This is a genomic window from Arcobacter ellisii (assembly GCF_003544915.1).
Lineage (GTDB): Bacteria > Campylobacterota > Campylobacteria > Campylobacterales > Arcobacteraceae > Aliarcobacter > Aliarcobacter ellisii.
Map to the genome: position 1 here is coordinate 2,464,065 of NZ_CP032097.1, position 18,369 is coordinate 2,482,433.

Below are 18,369 nucleotides of genomic sequence, written 5' to 3' on the forward strand. Positions count from 1 at the left end.
TTTTTTATTGGAATAATAGCATATTTATTTTTATTTATAATTAAGCATTTATCCTTTACACTTCCCACCTTATTTAAACAAAAGGTTATTACTTGAAATTACTAAACGGTTTTGGGAAAAAGTATTTTACACTTTCTTCAATACAAGCACACTCTGTTGCACCAAAATTACATAGTATTGTTACATCTAGTAAAAATTACTTAAATAAAAAATTATCAATATCTTCAGAAGATGATGAAGAGGAAGAATCACCTCCAAATCTTCAAGAAAATTTATTATCTGTTTTTATACAAAATAAAAAACCTTGTCATTGTGATTGTGTCTTCAAAAGAAGAACTGCATTAGCTGTTGCTTTATTTAAATTTATTCCAAGATGTCCTTACTATACAACCTACTTCGCATTTAGAAGAACGGGAGTTCATCCACCAATTTTCTAATTAATCTTTCAAACATAAATCAAAACAAAAAAATATACAACAGGATTAATTATGCAAAAAAATTATGTGATAGGATTTCCAAGAATTGGAGAAAAAAGAGAACTTAAAAAAGTTTTAGAAAAATATTGGTCAAAACAAACAGATTTTAATGAAGTAAAATATGTAGCTGAACAACTTAAAAAAAGACATTGGAATTATCAAAAAGAGGCAAAAATTGAGTTTATTTCTTCAAATGACTTTTCATATTATGACAATATGTTAGATACATCTATTTTATTAGGAGCCATTCCAAAAAGATTTGAAAATCTAAAAGATGAAGAGTTATATTTTGCAATGGCAAGAGGAAATGAAACAAGTGTAGCAATGGAAATGACAAAATGGTTTAATACAAACTATCATTATATTGTTCCAGAAATTTCAAAAGATACAACATTTAGATTAAATAGTAAAAAAGTAATTGAAGAATATAAAGAAGCACGTGAATTAGGGATAAAAACAAAAATAAATCTAATTGGAGCAATTACATATTTAGGTTTATCAAAAAGTGTTGATAATAGTGATGTTTTTTTACATATAAATAAAGTAATTGAAGTTTATAAAGAGTTATTAGAAGAGATTTCAAAACTTGATGATGAAATTGTAGTTCAATTTGATGAACCATTATTTGTAAAAGATTTAGATACAAAAGTTTTATCTTTAATCAAACCAGTTTATGATGCCCTAACTTTGGTTGCACCAAACATTAAAATCGTTATAACAACATATTTTGAACATTCAAATGAAGCTACAAAAATATTAGTTAATACTCCAATTTGGGCTTTAGGTTTGGATTTTATTCATGGAGCTAAAAACTTTGAAGCTTTAGAGTTTATAAAAAACTCAAATAAAGTTTTAATTGCTGGAGTAATAGATGGAAGAAATATTTGGAAAAGTAATTTTAAAGATAAAGTAGAATTACTTGAAAAAATCTCAAAAAATGTAAATAAAGAAAATATAATAGTTGGAACTTCTTGTTCACTTTTACATGTTCCATTTACTTTAAATTATGAAGAGAAATTGGATAAAGAGATAAAATCTTGGTTAGCTTTTGCAAATGAAAAATTAAAAGAGTTATCACTTGTATCTAAACAATTTTTTGATTTCAAACTAAATTTAGAAGAGTTATCAATTATAAAAAGAAATATTGAAGATAATAATCAAAGAAAAATCTCTTCTAAAATTCATAATAAAGAAATTCAAGATGAAATAAAAAATCTTAAAATTTTTGAAAGAGTTGATAAATTCCAAGATAGAATCAAAATTCAAAGAGAATTTTTCAAATATGATTTTTTAACAACTACAACTATTGGTTCATTCCCTCAAACACCTGAAATTAGAGAAAATAGAAAACAATATAAAGCAAATGCTATTTCAAAAGAACAATATGAAAATGAAATCAAAAAATATATTGATGATTGTGTAGCTTTTCAAGATGAAATTGGACTTGATGTTTTAGTTCACGGAGAACCAGAAAGAAATGATATGGTTGAATATTTTGGTGAATTGATGGATGGTTTTGCCTTTACACAAAATGCTTGGGTTCAATCTTATGGTAGTCGTTGTGTAAAACCACCTTTAATTTATGGTGATGTTTCAAGACCTAATCCAATGACTGTTGAGTGGATTAAATATGCTCAAAGTAAAACTAAAAAAGTTATGAAAGGGATGTTAACAGGACCAGTTACTATTTTAAATTGGTCATTTGTAAGAGATGATATATCAAGAAATGAAGTTGCAAAGCAAATTGCATTTGCTATAAATAAAGAAGTAAATGATTTACAAAATGCTGGAATAAAAATGATTCAAGTTGATGAAGCAGCATTTAAAGAAGGTTATCCATTAAGAGCTGAAAATATAAAAGCTTATGAAAACTGGGCAGTTGATAATTTCAAATTAAGTGTTAGTTGTGCAAAAGCAGACACTCAAATTCATACACACATGTGTTATAGCGAATTTAATGACATCATTAAAACTATTGAAGCTATGGATGCTGATGTAATTTCAATTGAAACTGCACGTAGTGGAAATAGACTTTTAAAGATTTTTAAAGAAGTAGCTTATAAACAAGAAATTGGTCCTGGAATTTATGATATTCATAGCCCAAGAGTTCCAAGTGTTGAAGAGATGGTAACACAAATTGAAGCTTTAATCGAAGTTTTACCAAAAGAGCAATTATGGATAAATCCTGATTGTGGATTAAAAACTAGAAAATGGCCAGAAGTTAAACAGAGTTTAAAAAATATGGTTGAAGCAGTAAAAATTGTAAAAGAAAAAACTTGCTAGAGCTTTGCTCTAGTAAGAATATGTTTTGTCATAACTTAATTATGATAAAACATATTTTTAGATAATATTCGGGAATTATAAAAATGAGAAAAGAAACCATGATTACATTAAATGATATAAAAGAAGCAAAAAAAAGATTATCAAACACAGTTCACGCAACTCCGCTTATGAAAGCTCCTATTTTAAGTAAAGAAAAAAATGCAGAAATTTTTCTAAAAGAAGATAACTTACAATTAACAGGAAGTTTTAAAATTAGAGGTGCTTTTAATAGAGTTGCTATGCTTGATGAAACTAGAAGAAAAAATGGTGTAGTAGCTGCAAGTGCAGGAAATCATGCACAAGGTTTAGCTTTTGCTGCTCAACACTTTAATTGTGAAGCAACAATTTTTATGCCAGAAGCAACTCCACTTACAAAAGTTTCGGGGGTTAAATCTTATGGAGCAAATGTTGTTTTAACTGGTGAGAATTTTGATGAAGCATATGCAGCAGCTACAAAATTTGCAAAAGAAAACAATAAAGAATTTATTCATCCATTTGCAGATGATGCAGTTATTGCGGGACAAGGAACAATTGCATTAGAAATTTTAGAAAAAATTGAAGATATTGAACATATTATTGTACCAATTGGAGGTGGAGGTTTAATCTCTGGAATTGCAATAGCTGCAAAATCTATAAATCCAAACATAAGAATCACAGGTGTAGTTGCAAGTGGAGCAAGAGGAATGAAAGACTCTTTTGAAGCAAGACTTCCAATGGATTCTTCAAGTGTTAGAACAATCGCTGATGGAATTGCTGTTCGTGACGTAACACCAAAATTACTTGATATTATTTTAGAGTATGTGGACGAAATCGTAGAAGTAAGTGATAATGAAACAGCAAATGCAATTTTATTTTTACTTGAAAAACATAAACTTATGGTTGAAGGTGCAGGTGCAGTTGCAACGGCTGCAATTATGCACAATAAAGTACATATTGAAAAAGAAAAAGTTTGTGCAATAGTTAGTGGTGGGAATATTGATGTAACAATGTTATCTTTGATTATTGATAAAGGATTAGTAAAATCATTTAGAAAAATGAATCTAATCGTAACACTTATGGATAAACCAGGTGCTTTAATGCATTTAACAGAGATTTTCAAAACTTGTTCAGCAAATATTGTTCAAATAGATTATGATAGAAACTCTATAAAACTGGAGTTTGGTGAAGCTCATGTAACAATTGCACTTGAAACAAAAGGTGAAGAACATCAAGAACTAATTAGAGAAAATTTGAAACAAAATGGTTACAGATTTAAACAAATTTAAGTTAATTTTTTGTCTTTAGAAAGATTTTAGAAAATAAATATTATAATGCACGCATAATTTAGTATATGTAGAAACAAAAAAAAAGGAAGAAAATGGAAGGAAGACTGTTTACATTCTTGGGTGCAATTGGTGGGCACGGGCAAGAGTGGATAATCTTATCACACTTTGTTCTAGTTATTGGGATAATTTTCTTAATATCAAGAGCAGCTACTAGAAAGTTACAATTAGTTCCAAGTGGATCTCAAAATGTAATGGAAACGTTCGTAGGTGGTATCGTTGCAATGGGTGCTGATACTATGGGTGAAAAAAACGCTAGAACTTATATGCCTTTAATTGGTTCTTTAGCTTTAGTAATTTTTGTTAGTAATATGATTGGAGTTATCCCTGGTTTCGAAGCTCCAACTTCAAATATTAACTTTACTTTATCTTTAGCTTTAATAGTATTTGTTTACTATAACTATTTAGGTATTAAGAAAAATGGTTTTGTTAACTATTTTAAACACTTTATGGGACCAATGCCTGCATTAGCTCCATTAATGTTCCCAATTGAAATTATTTCTCACTTATCAAGAATTGTTTCATTATCATTCAGACTTTTTGGTTCAATCAGAGGAGATGATATGTTCTTAATGGTACTTTTAATGTTAGTACCTTGGTTATTACCTCTTCCTGGGTTCTTCTTATTAACTGCGTTTGGTTTCTTACAAGCGTTTATTTTCAGTATATTAACTTATGTTTATATTGCTGGTTCTATTATGATGGAACACGAAGAACACTAAAAATTTTGATAAAAAATTTTGAAAAGGGGATAAGTTTTTACTTATTCCCTTTTTTTATATCTTTAAATAGAAAGACTAATGAAAAAATATCTTATAACTGACCCTCAATATTATACTAATGATATAGAAATATTTAGAGAAACTTTGATAAAAACCTTAACTAAACATAAAATAGATATTGCTTGTTTTAGAGATAAGGAATCTAAAAATTTTGAAGAATTAGCAAAAATCTTTATAGAGATTTGTAAAAAATTTAATATAAAAGAGATTCTTTTAAATTCAAATTATTTGTTGGCAAAAAAATTAGGAGCAACAGGTGTTCATCTAAATTCAAAACAATTTGATAAAATCAAAGAAGCAAAAGAAAAAAATCTTTTTACAATTATCTCTTGTCACACTTTTTTAGAGATTGAAAAAGCTATTGAACAAAAAGCAGATGCGATTACTTTTTCTCCTATTTTTAATACACCAAATAAAGGTGAACCTAAAGGAATAGAAAAGTTAGAAGAGGCAACAAACTTATATAAAGATATAAATATTATTGCCCTTGGAGGGATAGTTTCAGAAGAACAAATCGCTAAAATAGAAAATAAAAAAGCCTACGGTTTTGCATCTATTCGATATTTTATTTAAACTTCTTTAATAATACAATCACTAGGTTTTAAATAAACTAGATATGATTTTACATTTGAAGTTTTAAATATCTCTTTTATAGCTTTTTTATAATATGAAACTTGAATTTTGTGTTCATCAAGTTCTTCTTTTGTTGTTTTATAATCAATAATATAAAAACAATCTTCTTTAAATAAAAGTAAATCAATTATCTTTATCTCTTCTTTATAAATCAAAGATTGCTCTGAAATAAACATTGAGTTTTCCAATAAAGATTTAAAAGTTGAATCATTCAATAAAAATCTCAATCTATTTTTTATATCAAAAAAATCATCTTCACTTAAATAGTTTGAATATCTAGTTTGAACTAAATCCATAGAATAATCTAAATTTTTTTCATCAAATTCATTCATCATCTCTAAACAATAGTGAGTTGCCAATCCAAAATATTTTGCATGCAAATGGTCAACTTCTAACTCTTTTTCTTTTGAGATTTGTTTTTCTTGTGTTCCTAAATCTAAAGGAGTATATGAAACAATATTTTTTTCATCTTTATTTATTGATAAATTAATACTCTCTTTTATTTTTCCAATTTTACAAACTTTCATATTTAAAATATCAAAAACAGATGATTTTATTTTTTTAAAGATAATCATATTATTTTTAGCTCTTGTCATTGCAACATATAAAATATTTATTTCATCTTCAAGACTTAGTGCCTTTTCTTTTGCTATTGCTTTTTCATAATCTTTATCAAAATTTTCATAACCTTTTATTTTGTAAAAAATATTTTTTAATTCAAGATTTTCATATTCAAATAAAAGTGAAGATTTATCTACATTTTTTCTTTTAATTCTATCAAGTAAAATAACTGTATGAAACTCCAAACCTTTTGATTTAAAAATAGTTAATATTTGAAGTCCAACTGATTCACTATTTTCCATATTTGCATCTAATTTATCTATCTCATAAACAAAATCTACAATATTATTAAAACTTGAACTTACTTCAATTAATTTAACAACATTTTCATCTATTATTTTTAATTTTTTTGATAACTCTTTTATAATTTCTTGAACAGATTTTTCTTCCAATTGGATTTGTAAATCCAATTCATTTAATATCTCTTTTCCAATAAGTGCATTTACATTCTCTTTATAAATTTCCTCTTTAAAATAAAGATATTTCATAGCATTAATAACTGCTTTTACATTTTGTTGATTTATTAATTTTGAAGTCATTTCAGTTGATATTTTCATATCAGGAAATTTCTGTTTTAAATAATAATATAAAGATAAAACATCATCATTTGTGTAAGTTAAAATTGCTATATCGTTTGAATTTACACCCAAACTTATCAACTCTTCAATTTTTTTTGCAATATTTACAAATTTTTCTTCTTCATCTAATGCTTCATCTTCACAAACTTCAACATAACCATCTTTTGCAACAGATTCTTGTTCATAATATTCATAATTACTAAGATTTAAAAAAAGTGAATTTACATAAGAGATAATGTTTTCACATGAACGATAATTTGTATTTAAAACTTCAACTTCTAAAACATTATTTGTATTTGCTACATAATCAAAAAGTTCTCTTTTCCCACCTCTAAATCTATAAATAGATTGTTTTGTATCCCCAACATAAAAAAATGTTTTGAATTTTGTTGTATCACCTGAAAGAATCTCTTTTATTAAAGGTTCTAAAATTTTATATTGTAAAAGTGAAGTATCTTGAAACTCATCCATCAAAATATGTGAATAAGTTGAATCAAGTCTAAAATATAAAAAATCTTTATCAATTTTTGTTGATAATAATTCATAAACTAAATTTGAAATATCGTTAAATTCTAAATAGTTTTTATTTTTGTTAAACTCAAATTTAAAATCTTTAAACATTAAATAGAGTTCAAATAGTTTATTTAAACTGTACCCTGCTCTTATTTTATAATATATTGTTATCTCTTTTTTTAACTCTATAAAATAAGATTCAATTGTTTCATTTGCACATTTTTTAAAATATGAATATTCAGCTAAACAATCTTTTTCAAGCCATGTTCGTCCAAATAAATCATCAAATTTTTCAAAATCAACAGCTTTTTTTGCACTTGGGCTTGCAACACTACAATTTAAAATAAACTCTTTTATTTTAAAAGCATTTTCTAAAACTCTCTCTTTTTGGAAATCTATTAATTTAGCATCAATATTTAAAATATTTATTTTTTCATTTTTTTCTAAAAGTATTTTAAAAAGTTCAAAAAGTGAATTAAATTTCTTTTTCTCATAATGGGAAAAATCTATCAGTGTTTCAAACTGTTTTAAATCAAGTGATTCTAAAAATTTTAAACTAAGAGTTTCAATATCATCAACTTTTATTTCAAAATCATCTGAAATTCCAATATATCCACAAAACTCTCTTAAAATTTTATTTACAAATTTATCAATAGTAAATATTGATAAATTTGCATTTGAAAATGATTTTACTAAAAAACCTTTTTTACCTAAAATCTCTTCTTTTGAAAGATTTGATTGTTCAATAATTGCATTTAGATATGCTTCATCATCACCTAATGTAAGAAGTGTTTTATATATTCTTTCACTCATTTCATTTGCAGCTTTATTTGTAAATGTAAGAGTTAAAATTTCATTTGGTTTTGCACCAAGTAATAACAAAGTGATGTAACGAACCGTAAGTGCAAATGTTTTACCACTTCCTGCACTGGCTTTTAAAGCTAAATATTTTTTCATAAAAGAATAATACTAAAGTAACTATTTCATTTTAGTTAATAAGATACTTTTAGATATAATCTTGCTTTAAAAATTACATAGGATTGTAAATATGCAAACTGATTATCCATTTTCAAAAGAACAAAAAGTTCAAACACTACTTGATGCAATTCCATATATAAAAAAATTTTTTGGAAAAACTATAGTTATCAAATACGGTGGTTCTGCACAAACTAGTCCAGATTTAAAAGAAAAATTTGCACAAGACATAGTTTTTCTTTCATTATTAGGTATCAAACCTGTAATCGTACATGGAGGAGGAGCAAGAATTACTGAACTTTTAACAAAGTTAAATATTCCTTCTTCATTTGTTGATGGACATAGAGTTACTTGCGAAGATAGTATGAGAGTTGTTGAGATGGTATTAAGTGGAGAAATCAATAAAAATATCACTTCTTTATTAAATCATCATGGGGCAAAAGCTATTGGAATTTCAGGAAAAGATTCAAGTATCATAAATGCCGTTCCAAAAGATGGTGGAAAATTTGGATACACAGGTGAAATTACAAAAGTAAATGGAACAATGATAAATAATCTAATCAAAGAGGGATTTATTCCAGTTATTGCACCAATTGCAGATAGTGCTGAACCAAATCATCCAGGATTTAATATAAATGCAGATATTGCAGCTTGTGAAATTGCTGTTGCAATTGGAGCACAAAAAGTTCTATTTTTAACAGATACTATTGGAGTTTTAGATAAAGAAAAAAATCTAATTCAAACTTTAGATAAACAAAGTGTTGAAAATTATAAGAAAGATGGAACAATTGCTGGTGGTATGATTCCAAAAGTTGATTCTTGTATTGATGCGATTGAAAATGGTGTAAACAAAGCTCATATTATTGATGGAAGAGTTGAACACTCAATTTTATTAGAGTTATTTACAAGTGATGGAATTGGAACACAATTTATTAGAAAAGACAATCCAAATAATGGTATTGACTTAGAGAAATTATTAGAGAATTAAGGAATATTATGAATTTTATAGAAACAAGAGGAAACGATGGAATTAAACCTATCGAAGTTCCATTTAGCGAAGCGATATTAAATCCAAGTACTTCTTTTGGTGGATTATATGTACCAAAAGAATTACCAAAACTAGAAGAAAATTTTTTACAAAATCACATAAATTCAACTTACAAACAATTAGCTTATGATATTTTAAAAGCTTTTGAAATTGATATTGAAGAGAGTGAAATTAAAAAAGCTTTAGATTTATATGACAATTTTGATGATACTTCAAATCCTTGCCCAGTAGTACGTGTAAAAGATGATTTATTTGTTCATGAACAATACCATGGACCAACGCGAGCTTTTAAAGATATGGCGTTACAACCTTTTGGTTCGATTTTAAGTTCAATTGCAAAAAAAAGAGATGAAAAATATTTGATTCTTGCTGCAACTTCAGGTGACACAGGACCAGCTGCACTTAATACTTTTAAAAATAAAGAAAATATTCAAGTAGTTTGTTTATATCCAGATGGTGGAACTTCTGATGTTCAAAGATTACAAATGGTTTGTGAAGATGGAAAAAATTTAAAAGTTTTAGGAATTAAAGGAAATTTTGATGATGCACAAAATGCACTTAAAAATCTACTTGCTTCTAAAACATTTAAAGAAGAGTTAGAAAAAGATAATATAAAACTTAGTGCTGCAAATTCAGTAAACTTTGGAAGAATTATTTTTCAAATAATTTATCATTTCTGGTCATATATCCAACTTTTAAAACAAAATGAAATTAAATTTGGTGAAAAAATCTATTTAGTTGTTCCAAGTGGAAACTTTGGAAATGTTCTTGGAGCATTTTATGCACTAAATATGGGTGTTCCAATAGAAAAACTTTTAGTTGCTTCAAATGAAAATAATATCTTAACAGAGTGGATAAATACAGGCGTTTACGATATTAGAGATAAAGAATTGAAGCTTACAAAATCTCCTGCAATGGATATTTTAAAATCTTCAAATATTGAAAGAGTTATCTACTCTTTATTTGGTGCAAAAAGAACTAAAGAGTTAATGGAAGATTTAAATGAGAAAAAAATCTTCAAAATGAGTGAAAATGAAACAAATGAACTGAAAAAATACTTTTCAGCCATTTATTCTGATGATACTTTTGGTACAAGCACAATTAAAGAGTTTTTAGACTCAGGATATTTAATGGATCCACACACTGCAACTTGTATAAAAGCCTATAAAGAGTTAAAAGAGAAACCTTTAAAAACAGTTATTTATTCAACTGCTGAATGGACAAAATTTTCTCCAACAGTATTAAATGCTTTAAATGAAAACTCAACAAAATATGCTGATAAAGAGGCTTTAGAAGAAATCTCAACAAAATACAATGCTAATTTACCTCAAAGTATTAAAGATTTATTCTCTGCAAAAATAAATCATTCTTTAGTTATTAATAAAGAAGATATTGAATCTGAAATAGTAAATTTTATTAGAAAATCATAAGATTTTCTAATAATAATCTCAAAAAACACTTATCTTACAGTGTGTAAATTTTTCACAAAAAACACTATAAAAACTAGCTTCCATGACTTAAATCAATACATTTTAAGTAATTGCGTAATATAATACCCAAATTCTAAACTTAAAAAAAGGAAGCCAAATATGTCTAAAGAAACAAATAGACGAGATTTTATTGGTTACTCATTTGCTGCAGTTGCTGCAGTTGGTGGTGCCGCGTCGCTTGTTGGTATGAAGCAAGTATGGGATCCACTTCCAAGCGTTCTTGCTGGTGGATTTACAGAAATTGACCTATCTACTGTAAAAGCTGGTGAACCAGAAACTTTTACTTGGAGAGGAAAACCAATCTTTATCTTGAAAAAAACTGCGGAAATGGAAAATAGTGAAAGGGATTTAGTAATAGGATCTGATAGATTTACTGTTGCTATAGGACTTTGTACACACCTTGGTTGTATTCCAGCTTGGAAAAAAGACAAATGGAAATGTGCATGTCATGGTGGAGAATTCAATCCAAGTGGAAAACAAGTTTTTGGACCACCTCCAAGACCACTTGATTTACCTCCATTTAGTGTAAAAGGAACTTCTATCGTATTAGGTGAAGAAGGTCCTGAATACAAAGCTATCGCTGCAACATTAAAAGCTTAAGGAGTTATGAATGGCAAAATTTGAAAAAGCTAACTCTGTTGGTGAATGGTTAGACCAAAGATTAAATCTAACTACATTCAACAAAGTTATGATGACTGAATATTGGATTCCAAAAGATATTAACTTCTTATGGGCAATGGGTGTATTATTAGCTACTACTTTTGGTATTCTAGTAATCTCTGGTTTATTCTTAATGATGTATTACAAACCTGATGTAAATTTAGCGTTTGATTCTGTTAACTATACAATCATGCAAGAAGTTGCATTTGGTTGGTTATTTAGACATATGCACGGTGTTGCAGCTTCTGTTGTTTTCTTAATTATTTATATTCATATGTTTACAGGAATTTATTATGGTTCTTATAAACAAGGAAGAGAAATGATTTGGATTTCAGGTATGTTATTATTCATGACATTCTCTGCTGCTGGATTCTCTGGATATATGTTACCATGGGGACAAATGTCTTACTGGGCTGCAATGGTTATTACAAACTTATTTGGTGGAGTTCCTGTTATTGGAGATGCACTTGTAGTTTGGATTAGAGGGGATTTTAACGTTGCTGATGCTACATTAACAAGATTCTTTATGTTACACGTATTCTTATTACCAATTACTATTATGGGAATTATTGGTTTACACTTCTATACATTAAGAATTCCTCACGTTAACAACCAATCTTCTGATGAATTTGATTTTGATGCTGAAGCTGAAAAATATTTAAGTGGAAATAAAAAAGAGTCAAAAGTTATTCCTTTCTGGCCAGTGTTTATTTCTAAAGATTTAGCTGTATTAGGTGTATTCTTAATTTTCTACTTCTATTTAGTATTCTTCCATTATAACTTTGCAATGGATCCAGTTAACTTTGACCCAGCAGATGCGATGGTTACACCAGCACACATCTATCCTGAATGGTATTTCTTATGGTCATATGAAGTATTAAGAGGTTTCTTCTTTGATATTGCTGGATTTAAAGCATTTGATATTGGTCTTATAGCATTTGCATTTGCAAACGTTATTTTCTTAGTATTACCATGGTTAGATAGAGATCCAAAAATTTTACCAGCACACAAAAGACCTGGATTCTTTGTATGGTTCTGGATATTAATGATTGACTTAATTGTATTAACAGTTTATGGAAAATTACCTCCAACAGGTACAAATGCATGGGTAGGATTCTTTGCAGCTGTTGCATTTATTTTATTATTCATTGTACTTCCAATTATTACAAAAATTGATGCGAAAAGAAGGGGATCACTATGAGAGAATTAAAAATTTTAGCAGTAGTAATAGTATTAACACTTATTACTTACTGGGGAGTTGAGCCTTTTGCTCACTCACAAATGCATCCTCACGTTGCACCTGCAGATTTCAAATTTTCTGATGTGCAAGAAGACGTAAAAGATATTAAAGCACTAAAAGGTGATGCTGCAAATGGTGAAACTTTAGTTACTTCAAATTGTACAGCTTGTCACTCAATTGAAGCTAAAGGTTTCCCACAAGTTATGGATAATGCGAGTTCAGCTGCTGCTTATGGGGTTACACCTCCTGATTTAAGTAGTGCTGGAAAACTTTATAATGAAGATTATTTAGCTGCATTTATTAAAAATCCAGCAAAAGCAGCTAAGGTTGAACATAAATTTGTTGATGGTAGAGTTCATCCAATGCCAGGTTATGACTGGATGCAACCACAAGAAATTGCTGATATGGTTGCTTTCTTAAAATCAATTGCTCCTAAAGAAATGACTAATAAAGAAGTATTTATTGATGCTTGTCAAAGATGTCATGGTATTAAATATGCAGATATGCAAAAAGGAACAATGGCAGCATTTACACCAGATGCTGAAATTAAAAAATATATGGGTAAATTACCTCCTGATTTATCTCAATATATTAGATCAAGAGGTCACGAGTATTTAGAAACTTTTGTTAATAATCCTCAAAAACAACTTGAAGGAACTGCAATGCCTAGAGTTGGATTATCTGAAGAATCTCAAGCTCAAGTTGTTGCATATTTAGAAGAAATTGGTGATTCTAAAAAAGCTCAAAGAGAAGAATTAGGACCTAAATTCTTAATCTATCTAGTGATTTTTGCAATCTTTGCATTCTTATGGAAAGCAAGTAAATGGAGAGATGTTCATTAAGAACATCTCTTTTTATAATAGGAGAAATTAAATGAAATTAGTAAAAATTCTAGTAGCTGCATCTTTATTTGTTGCTGCTGCAAATGCAAATGATGTTATGCAAAAATCTATGTCAATCATGGAAAAAGGTATGACTCAAATTCAACAAGGTTTTTTAAATAACAATCTTGAATTAATAAAACAAGGTACTGAACTTGTAAAAGAGGGAAATAGCCTTTTCTCTGATAAAAAAGTTATCTCTCAATATTTACCAGAAAATAAAAAACATATGGCAAATGTTGCTGAAAATGCTTCAAAAAGAATTGCATTAGATATCAACGTATTAGAACTTAATTTAGATACTAAATCGTATGTAAATGCAGCTAATGCTTACTCTGATATGTTAAATGCATGTTCTAGCTGTCACTCAATAGTTAGAAACTGGTAATAATTTTAAAGAAGATAAATTAAATTTATCTTCTTTTATAAAATGATTTTTGAACAAGCTGATATTACAGCTGTTTCTGAACGAAGAATCAAATTAGAATCAAATCCAACAACAAAATCTTTATTAAATTTTTCTCTCTCTTTTTGTGAAAAACCACCTTCACAACCAATAACTAAAGTTTTTATCTCATCTTTTTTATCTGTAATTGAAGTATTTGAAAAATCTAAAAAATAAACATTCTCATTCTCTTTTACGAATTGTTCTAAATTTTTTGAAATTTCAAGTTTTATAATATCACTTCTTCCACATTGACATGAAGAATTAATCAAAATCTTTTGTAATTTATCAATATTTATTTTAAAATTTTTTTGTGAAAAATCACTGTAAATAAAAGTAATTTTATCAACTCCCATTTCATTTAAAGAAGTTATATATTTTTCAACAGTTTTTGGATCAATTACACACCAACCGATGTGTAATTTTTTTTCATTCACTAAAATCTTTTCTTCTTTTGATAATAAATTTAAAAGTGCCTTTTTTTTATCAATAAACGAAAGTTTATATAAATAGATATTTTCATCTTTTAAATTTCTAAAATATATTTCATCATCTATTTTATGACGTCTTGCTTTTATTAGATAATTATAAACTTCATCTTTAATTTCTAAAATATCACTACCACAAAATTCATCATAAGTAAATTGCATTAAAACACCTTACTAATAATATAAACAACTACAATTACAGAAATTTCAATTGTATAAATCTTTTTTGCATAAATAAAAAATTCATTTTGTAGTTCAATTTGATCATGTTTAATAACTCTCATTTTTTTATATCTTTTTATTTCAATTACTAATAAAAAAATTGAAGCAGGAATCATTAAAGCAATTGTTAAACTAAATGTTTGTGCATAAAAAGCAACTATTGTTCCTGTATAAATAACAATTGCATTTGTTAAATGATATAAAGGTGTCATAAATTTTAATCGTTTTGCTAAAACAATAAAATTTTTTTCTTTTGTAACTGAATATAAATTAAATAACATAATTGCTAAGAAAAAATATATTGTATATACGTGTGTTTGAATTGCACTTTGCATTAATTCCATACTTGTTTATCTCACTTTTAAAAAATTTTGGTATTATATCTAACTTGTCATAAGTTTTTATTTTAACTAAAGAAGGGATAATATGGCTATTTCAGTTAATACTGCATTAGATATAATTACAAATATAAAAACAAATTTAAAATATGAAATTCTACCCATTGAAAATTGTCTAAATAGAATTTGTGCTAAAGAGATTGTTGCAAATAGTTATTTACCTAAATTTGACAATTCTGCTATGGATGGTTATGCAATTATATTTGAAGACAAAGATGAAGAATTAAAAATTATTGATACAATTTTTGCAGGAGATAATAATACAAAACTTTTAGAAAAAAATAGTTGTATAAAAATTATGACTGGTGCTAGAATCCCTCAAAATGCAACTGCTATTATTCCAAAAGAAGATACAGAAGAACTAAATGACAATAAAATAAAAATTATACAAAAAGTTAATAAATTTCAACATATCAGATATATTGGTGAAGATATAAAAAAAGATGAAGTTTTAGTCAAAATAGGTGAAGAAATTAATTTTTCTAAAATAACTCTGCTTGCTAGTCAAGGAATTTCACATATTAAAGTTTATAAAAGACCTAAAATTGTAGTTTTTGCAAGTGGAGAAGAGTTAAAACTTCATTATGAAAAAATAGAAGATTATCAAATTTATAATTCAAACACTCCTACTTTTCTAGCAAGAGCAAAAGAGTTAGGTTGTGAGGTTACTTTTATTGGACAAGCAAAAGATACAATTGAAGCTATAAAAGAGCTAATTTTAAATTCACTTGATGCGGATTTAATAATTACTTCAGGTGGAGTTTCTGTTGGAGATGCTGATTTTACAAAAGATGCTTTTAAAGAATTAAATTTTGAAACTATTTTTGAAGGTATTCAAATAAAACCAGGTAAACCAACTATTTTTGGGAAAATTAAAGACTCTTATATCTTAAATCTTCCAGGAAATCCTCTTGCATCAGCCTTAATATTTGAACTTTTTGGAAGAGTTTTAATTCAAAAACTTATAGGTTCAAAAGATATATTTCATAATTTTATTTATGGAAAAATGAAAGATGATTTTAAAACAAAAAAAGGAAGAGATACAATTATTCCAGGTTATTTTGATGGGGAATATTTTGATATATCACAAAAAAGATCTCCAGGTATGGTATCAACACTAGCTTCATGCAACTCTATGATTGTAATTACAGATAAAGTTGAAAATATAAAAAAAGATAATTTTATAAAAATTCTACCAATAAACTGGAAATTTTTTAGCAATACAAATAAGGATTTTTTTACACATGAATAATTCAACAAAAAAAGCAATATGTATTCTAAGTGGAGGAATGGACTCAACATTAGCTTCATATATAGCAAAAAATGATGGATATGAAATAATTGCTGTTCATTTTAATTATGGACAAAGAACACAAGATAGAGAATTAAAAGCATTTAGAGACATTTGTGAAGATTTAAAGATTTTAGAAAAATATGAAATTGATATTCCTTTTTTTACACAAATTGGTGCAAGTGCATTAACAGATAAAACAATAGATGTCCCAACAGGTGGAATTGAAGCTGGAGTTCCTATAACTTATGTTCCATTTAGAAATGGAATTTTTCTTTCAATTACAGCTGCTATTGCTGAAAAAGAAGGAGCAAGTGCTATGTACATTGGAGTTGTTCAAGAAGATAGTTCAGGTTATCCTGATTGTACAGATGAGTTTATAGATAAAATGAAAAAAGCTATAAATCAAGGAACAAAAGAAGATACTCATATTGATATAATCACGCCTTTAGTTCATCTAACAAAAGCACAAATCGTACAAGAAGCAATAAAATTAAATGTACCACTTGAACATACATGGTCATGTTATAAAGAAGAAAATGAAGCTTGTGGAGTTTGTGATTCTTGTAGATTAAGATTAAATGGTTTTAAAATTGCAGGTCTTAAAGACCCAATTTCTTATAAGGCTTCATAATGCATTGGAAAATATCAAAAGAGTTTGAATTTTGTTATGGACATAGAGTTTGGTCACAAACTTTAAACACAGAATTTTCCCTTGATGGTTGTTTAAAATGCAGACATTTACATGGTCATCAAGGAAAAATTTTAGTTTATTTAGAAGCAAGTGAACTAAAAGATGGAATGGTTACAGATTTCAAACATCTAAATTGGTTTAAACAATTTATTGATGATGTACTTGACCATAAATTTATTTTAGATTTAAACGACCCATTATTTAACACCTTACTTCCTCATATTAATAAAGATGAACTAATAAAATTTGAAGAGAACTATTATTTAGTAGACTTAACAAAATTCAAAGATGATGAAGTTCATATAAAAGAATTATACGAAGGTTATGTTTTAGTAGATTTTGTACCAACAAGTGAAAATTTATCAGCTTGGTTTTTAAAAATTGTTCAAAAAAAGATGGATAAATTAAATATAAAAGTTTCACATGTTGAATTTTTAGAAACTCCCAAAAGTAAAAGTACTTTTTATGCTTGAAATAAATGAAATATTTGGACCTACAATCCAAGGGGAAGGAAAACTTGTAGGAACTCCCTCAATTTTTATTCGATTTGGAAAATGTAATTTTAAATGTGAAGGTTTTCAAGTTGAATATGAAACACCAAGTGGGATTAAAAAATGTGCTTGTGATTCATATTTTGCTGTTGATACTGAATTCAAAGATACATGGACAAAATATAAATCTTATGATGAAATAGTAAAAGAAGTAGATGATTTATTATCAAGCTATCCAAATAATTATAAGATTGATATAGTAATAACTGGTGGTGAACCTTTATTGTATTGGAATAAAATTGAATTCCAAAAACTATTAGAACATTATATTAATGATGGGCATAAGGTAACTATTGAAACTAATGCTTCTTTAAATCTAAATTTTGAATTTGATTATCAAAAAAATATTTTATTTTCAATGAGTGTAAAACTAAGCAATTCTTTGGAACCATCAAAAAAGAGAATAAATAAAGAAACACTAACAAAAATTTTGACAAATACAAAAGAGTCTTATTTAAAATTTGTAATAGGAAAAGATTTCTTAGAAAATGCAAATGAAGAAATAAATGAAATTTTAAAAGATATCCCAAAATCTGAAGTTTATCTTATGCCTCTTGGAGATACAGCAGATGAAATCAATAAAAATTGTGAAGATGTAATTAATATGGCAATAAAAAATGGTTTTAAATATTGTGATAGATTACATATAAGAGTTTGGAACAACAAAAGAGGCGTTTAAATATAGTCAAATACATTATTTATAAAAGTGTTGCTATAATATACAATTAATGTAAATTAA

Annotated in this window: 18 protein-coding genes; 15 read left to right on the forward strand and 3 right to left on the reverse strand. The window is 27.0% G+C overall.

Features of this window, described 5'->3' with window-relative positions; all coding sequences use genetic code 11:
* Positions 1–92 precede the first annotated feature (92 nt).
* The 5 genes from AELL_RS12525 to AELL_RS12545 all read left to right on the forward strand — a co-directional run bounded on the left by AELL_RS12525 (position 93) and on the right by AELL_RS12545 (position 5,475).
* Complete coding sequence (locus AELL_RS12525) at positions 93–437, forward strand: hypothetical protein (protein WP_118918268.1); 345 nt, start codon at positions 93–95, stop codon at positions 435–437.
* 51 nt (positions 438–488) lie between these two features.
* The gene (metE, locus tag AELL_RS12530) at positions 489–2,759 is read left to right on the forward strand and encodes a 5-methyltetrahydropteroyltriglutamate--homocysteine S-methyltransferase (RefSeq protein WP_118918269.1); all 2,271 of its coding nucleotides are present in this window, start codon (positions 489–491) and stop codon (positions 2,757–2,759) included.
* A gap of 98 nt (positions 2,760–2,857) precedes the next feature.
* Positions 2,858–4,063, forward strand: coding sequence for a threonine ammonia-lyase (gene ilvA / locus AELL_RS12535; protein WP_118918270.1), 1,206 nt, complete (start codon positions 2,858–2,860; stop codon positions 4,061–4,063).
* A 92-nt stretch (positions 4,064–4,155) separates the two neighbouring features.
* Positions 4,156–4,842 carry a F0F1 ATP synthase subunit A gene (locus tag AELL_RS12540; RefSeq protein WP_118918271.1) on the forward strand — a complete coding sequence of 229 codons (687 nt, stop codon included), beginning with the start codon at positions 4,156–4,158 and terminating at the stop codon, positions 4,840–4,842.
* A 78-nt stretch (positions 4,843–4,920) separates the two neighbouring features.
* Positions 4,921–5,475 (forward strand): thiamine phosphate synthase, encoded by a 555-nt coding sequence (locus AELL_RS12545; RefSeq protein WP_118918272.1) that lies wholly within the window; start codon positions 4,921–4,923, stop codon positions 5,473–5,475.
* Here AELL_RS12545 and AELL_RS12550 read toward each other — a convergent pair.
* The gene (locus tag AELL_RS12550; RefSeq protein WP_118918273.1) at positions 5,472–8,204 is read right to left on the reverse strand and encodes a RecB-like helicase; all 2,733 of its coding nucleotides are present in this window, start codon (positions 8,202–8,204) and stop codon (positions 5,472–5,474) included. The two genes, AELL_RS12545 and AELL_RS12550, sit on opposite strands and share 4 nt — an antisense overlap.
* Positions 8,205–8,295: 91 nt before the next feature.
* Between AELL_RS12550 and argB the strand changes: the two genes are divergently transcribed.
* From argB to AELL_RS12580, 6 genes are all read left to right on the forward strand, one after another.
* Positions 8,296–9,210, forward strand: coding sequence for an acetylglutamate kinase (gene argB / locus AELL_RS12555; protein ID WP_118918274.1), 915 nt, complete (start codon positions 8,296–8,298; stop codon positions 9,208–9,210).
* A gap of 8 nt (positions 9,211–9,218) precedes the next feature.
* On the forward strand, positions 9,219–10,700 hold the full coding sequence (gene thrC, locus AELL_RS12560) for a threonine synthase (RefSeq protein WP_118918275.1): 1,482 nt from the start codon (positions 9,219–9,221) through the stop codon (positions 10,698–10,700).
* A 159-nt stretch (positions 10,701–10,859) separates the two neighbouring features.
* Positions 10,860–11,360: a Rieske 2Fe-2S domain-containing protein gene (locus AELL_RS12565; protein WP_118918276.1), complete on the forward strand. Its 501-nt coding sequence runs from the start codon at positions 10,860–10,862 to the stop codon at positions 11,358–11,360.
* A 10-nt stretch (positions 11,361–11,370) separates the two neighbouring features.
* Positions 11,371–12,621 carry a cytochrome b gene (locus AELL_RS12570; RefSeq protein WP_118918277.1) on the forward strand — a complete coding sequence of 417 codons (1,251 nt, stop codon included), beginning with the start codon at positions 11,371–11,373 and terminating at the stop codon, positions 12,619–12,621.
* Positions 12,618–13,502 (forward strand): c-type cytochrome, encoded by an 885-nt coding sequence (locus AELL_RS12575; protein WP_118918278.1) that lies wholly within the window; start codon positions 12,618–12,620, stop codon positions 13,500–13,502. The genes AELL_RS12570 and AELL_RS12575 overlap by 4 nt, the downstream gene beginning before the upstream one ends.
* Positions 13,503–13,533: 31 nt before the next feature.
* Positions 13,534–13,929 (forward strand): hypothetical protein, encoded by a 396-nt coding sequence (locus AELL_RS12580; protein ID WP_118918279.1) that lies wholly within the window; start codon positions 13,534–13,536, stop codon positions 13,927–13,929.
* 35 nt (positions 13,930–13,964) lie between these two features.
* On the opposite strand, the gene AELL_RS12585 is transcribed toward AELL_RS12580, so the two are convergent.
* Entirely contained in the window at positions 13,965–14,636 is a 672-nt protein-coding gene (locus AELL_RS12585; RefSeq protein ID WP_118918280.1) for a 16S rRNA (uracil(1498)-N(3))-methyltransferase, read from the reverse strand.
* Positions 14,636–15,040 (reverse strand): hypothetical protein, encoded by a 405-nt coding sequence (locus tag AELL_RS12590; protein WP_118918281.1) that lies wholly within the window; start codon positions 15,038–15,040, stop codon positions 14,636–14,638. Before AELL_RS12590 ends, AELL_RS12585 begins: the two co-directional genes overlap by 1 nt.
* Before the next feature lie 82 nt (positions 15,041–15,122).
* On the opposite strand from AELL_RS12590, the gene AELL_RS12595 reads away from it, so the two are divergent.
* The 4 genes from AELL_RS12595 to AELL_RS12610 are packed head-to-tail and all read left to right on the forward strand — an operon-like array spanning position 15,123 to position 18,309.
* A complete protein-coding gene (locus tag AELL_RS12595) occupies positions 15,123–16,346 on the forward strand; it encodes a molybdopterin molybdotransferase MoeA (protein ID WP_118918282.1) in 1,224 nt (407 codons plus the stop codon).
* Entirely contained in the window at positions 16,339–17,019 is a 681-nt protein-coding gene (queC, locus tag AELL_RS12600; RefSeq protein WP_118918283.1) for a 7-cyano-7-deazaguanine synthase QueC, read from the forward strand. Before AELL_RS12595 ends, queC begins: the two co-directional genes overlap by 8 nt.
* The gene (locus AELL_RS12605) at positions 17,019–17,552 is read left to right on the forward strand and encodes a 6-carboxytetrahydropterin synthase (protein ID WP_118918284.1); all 534 of its coding nucleotides are present in this window, start codon (positions 17,019–17,021) and stop codon (positions 17,550–17,552) included. Before queC ends, AELL_RS12605 begins: the two co-directional genes overlap by 1 nt.
* Positions 17,545–18,309, forward strand: a complete 765-nt coding sequence (locus tag AELL_RS12610; protein WP_118918285.1) for a 7-carboxy-7-deazaguanine synthase QueE — start codon at positions 17,545–17,547, stop codon at positions 18,307–18,309. Before AELL_RS12605 ends, AELL_RS12610 begins: the two co-directional genes overlap by 8 nt.
* The last annotated feature ends 60 nt before the right edge of the window (positions 18,310–18,369 follow it).

Coding starts and splice junctions, on each gene's coding strand:
- metE (WP_118918269.1), top strand. CDS start 489: ATGCAAAAAAATTATGTGATAGGATTTCCAAGAATTGGAGAAAAAAGA.
- ilvA (WP_118918270.1), top strand. CDS start 2,858: ATGATTACATTAAATGATATAAAAGAAGCAAAAAAAAGATTATCAAAC.
- AELL_RS12540 (WP_118918271.1), top strand. CDS start 4,156: ATGGAAGGAAGACTGTTTACATTCTTGGGTGCAATTGGTGGGCACGGG.
- AELL_RS12545 (WP_118918272.1), top strand. CDS start 4,921: ATGAAAAAATATCTTATAACTGACCCTCAATATTATACTAATGATATA.
- AELL_RS12550 (WP_118918273.1), bottom strand. CDS start 8,204: ATGAAAAAATATTTAGCTTTAAAAGCCAGTGCAGGAAGTGGTAAAACA.
- argB (WP_118918274.1), top strand. CDS start 8,296: ATGCAAACTGATTATCCATTTTCAAAAGAACAAAAAGTTCAAACACTA.
- thrC (WP_118918275.1), top strand. CDS start 9,219: ATGAATTTTATAGAAACAAGAGGAAACGATGGAATTAAACCTATCGAA.
- AELL_RS12565 (WP_118918276.1), top strand. CDS start 10,860: ATGTCTAAAGAAACAAATAGACGAGATTTTATTGGTTACTCATTTGCT.
- AELL_RS12570 (WP_118918277.1), top strand. CDS start 11,371: ATGGCAAAATTTGAAAAAGCTAACTCTGTTGGTGAATGGTTAGACCAA.
- AELL_RS12575 (WP_118918278.1), top strand. CDS start 12,618: ATGAGAGAATTAAAAATTTTAGCAGTAGTAATAGTATTAACACTTATT.
- AELL_RS12580 (WP_118918279.1), top strand. CDS start 13,534: ATGAAATTAGTAAAAATTCTAGTAGCTGCATCTTTATTTGTTGCTGCT.
- AELL_RS12585 (WP_118918280.1), bottom strand. CDS start 14,636: ATGCAATTTACTTATGATGAATTTTGTGGTAGTGATATTTTAGAAATT.
- AELL_RS12590 (WP_118918281.1), bottom strand. CDS start 15,040: ATGGAATTAATGCAAAGTGCAATTCAAACACACGTATATACAATATAT.
- AELL_RS12595 (WP_118918282.1), top strand. CDS start 15,123: ATGGCTATTTCAGTTAATACTGCATTAGATATAATTACAAATATAAAA.
- queC (WP_118918283.1), top strand. CDS start 16,339: ATGAATAATTCAACAAAAAAAGCAATATGTATTCTAAGTGGAGGAATG.
- AELL_RS12605 (WP_118918284.1), top strand. CDS start 17,019: ATGCATTGGAAAATATCAAAAGAGTTTGAATTTTGTTATGGACATAGA.
- AELL_RS12610 (WP_118918285.1), top strand. CDS start 17,545: ATGCTTGAAATAAATGAAATATTTGGACCTACAATCCAAGGGGAAGGA.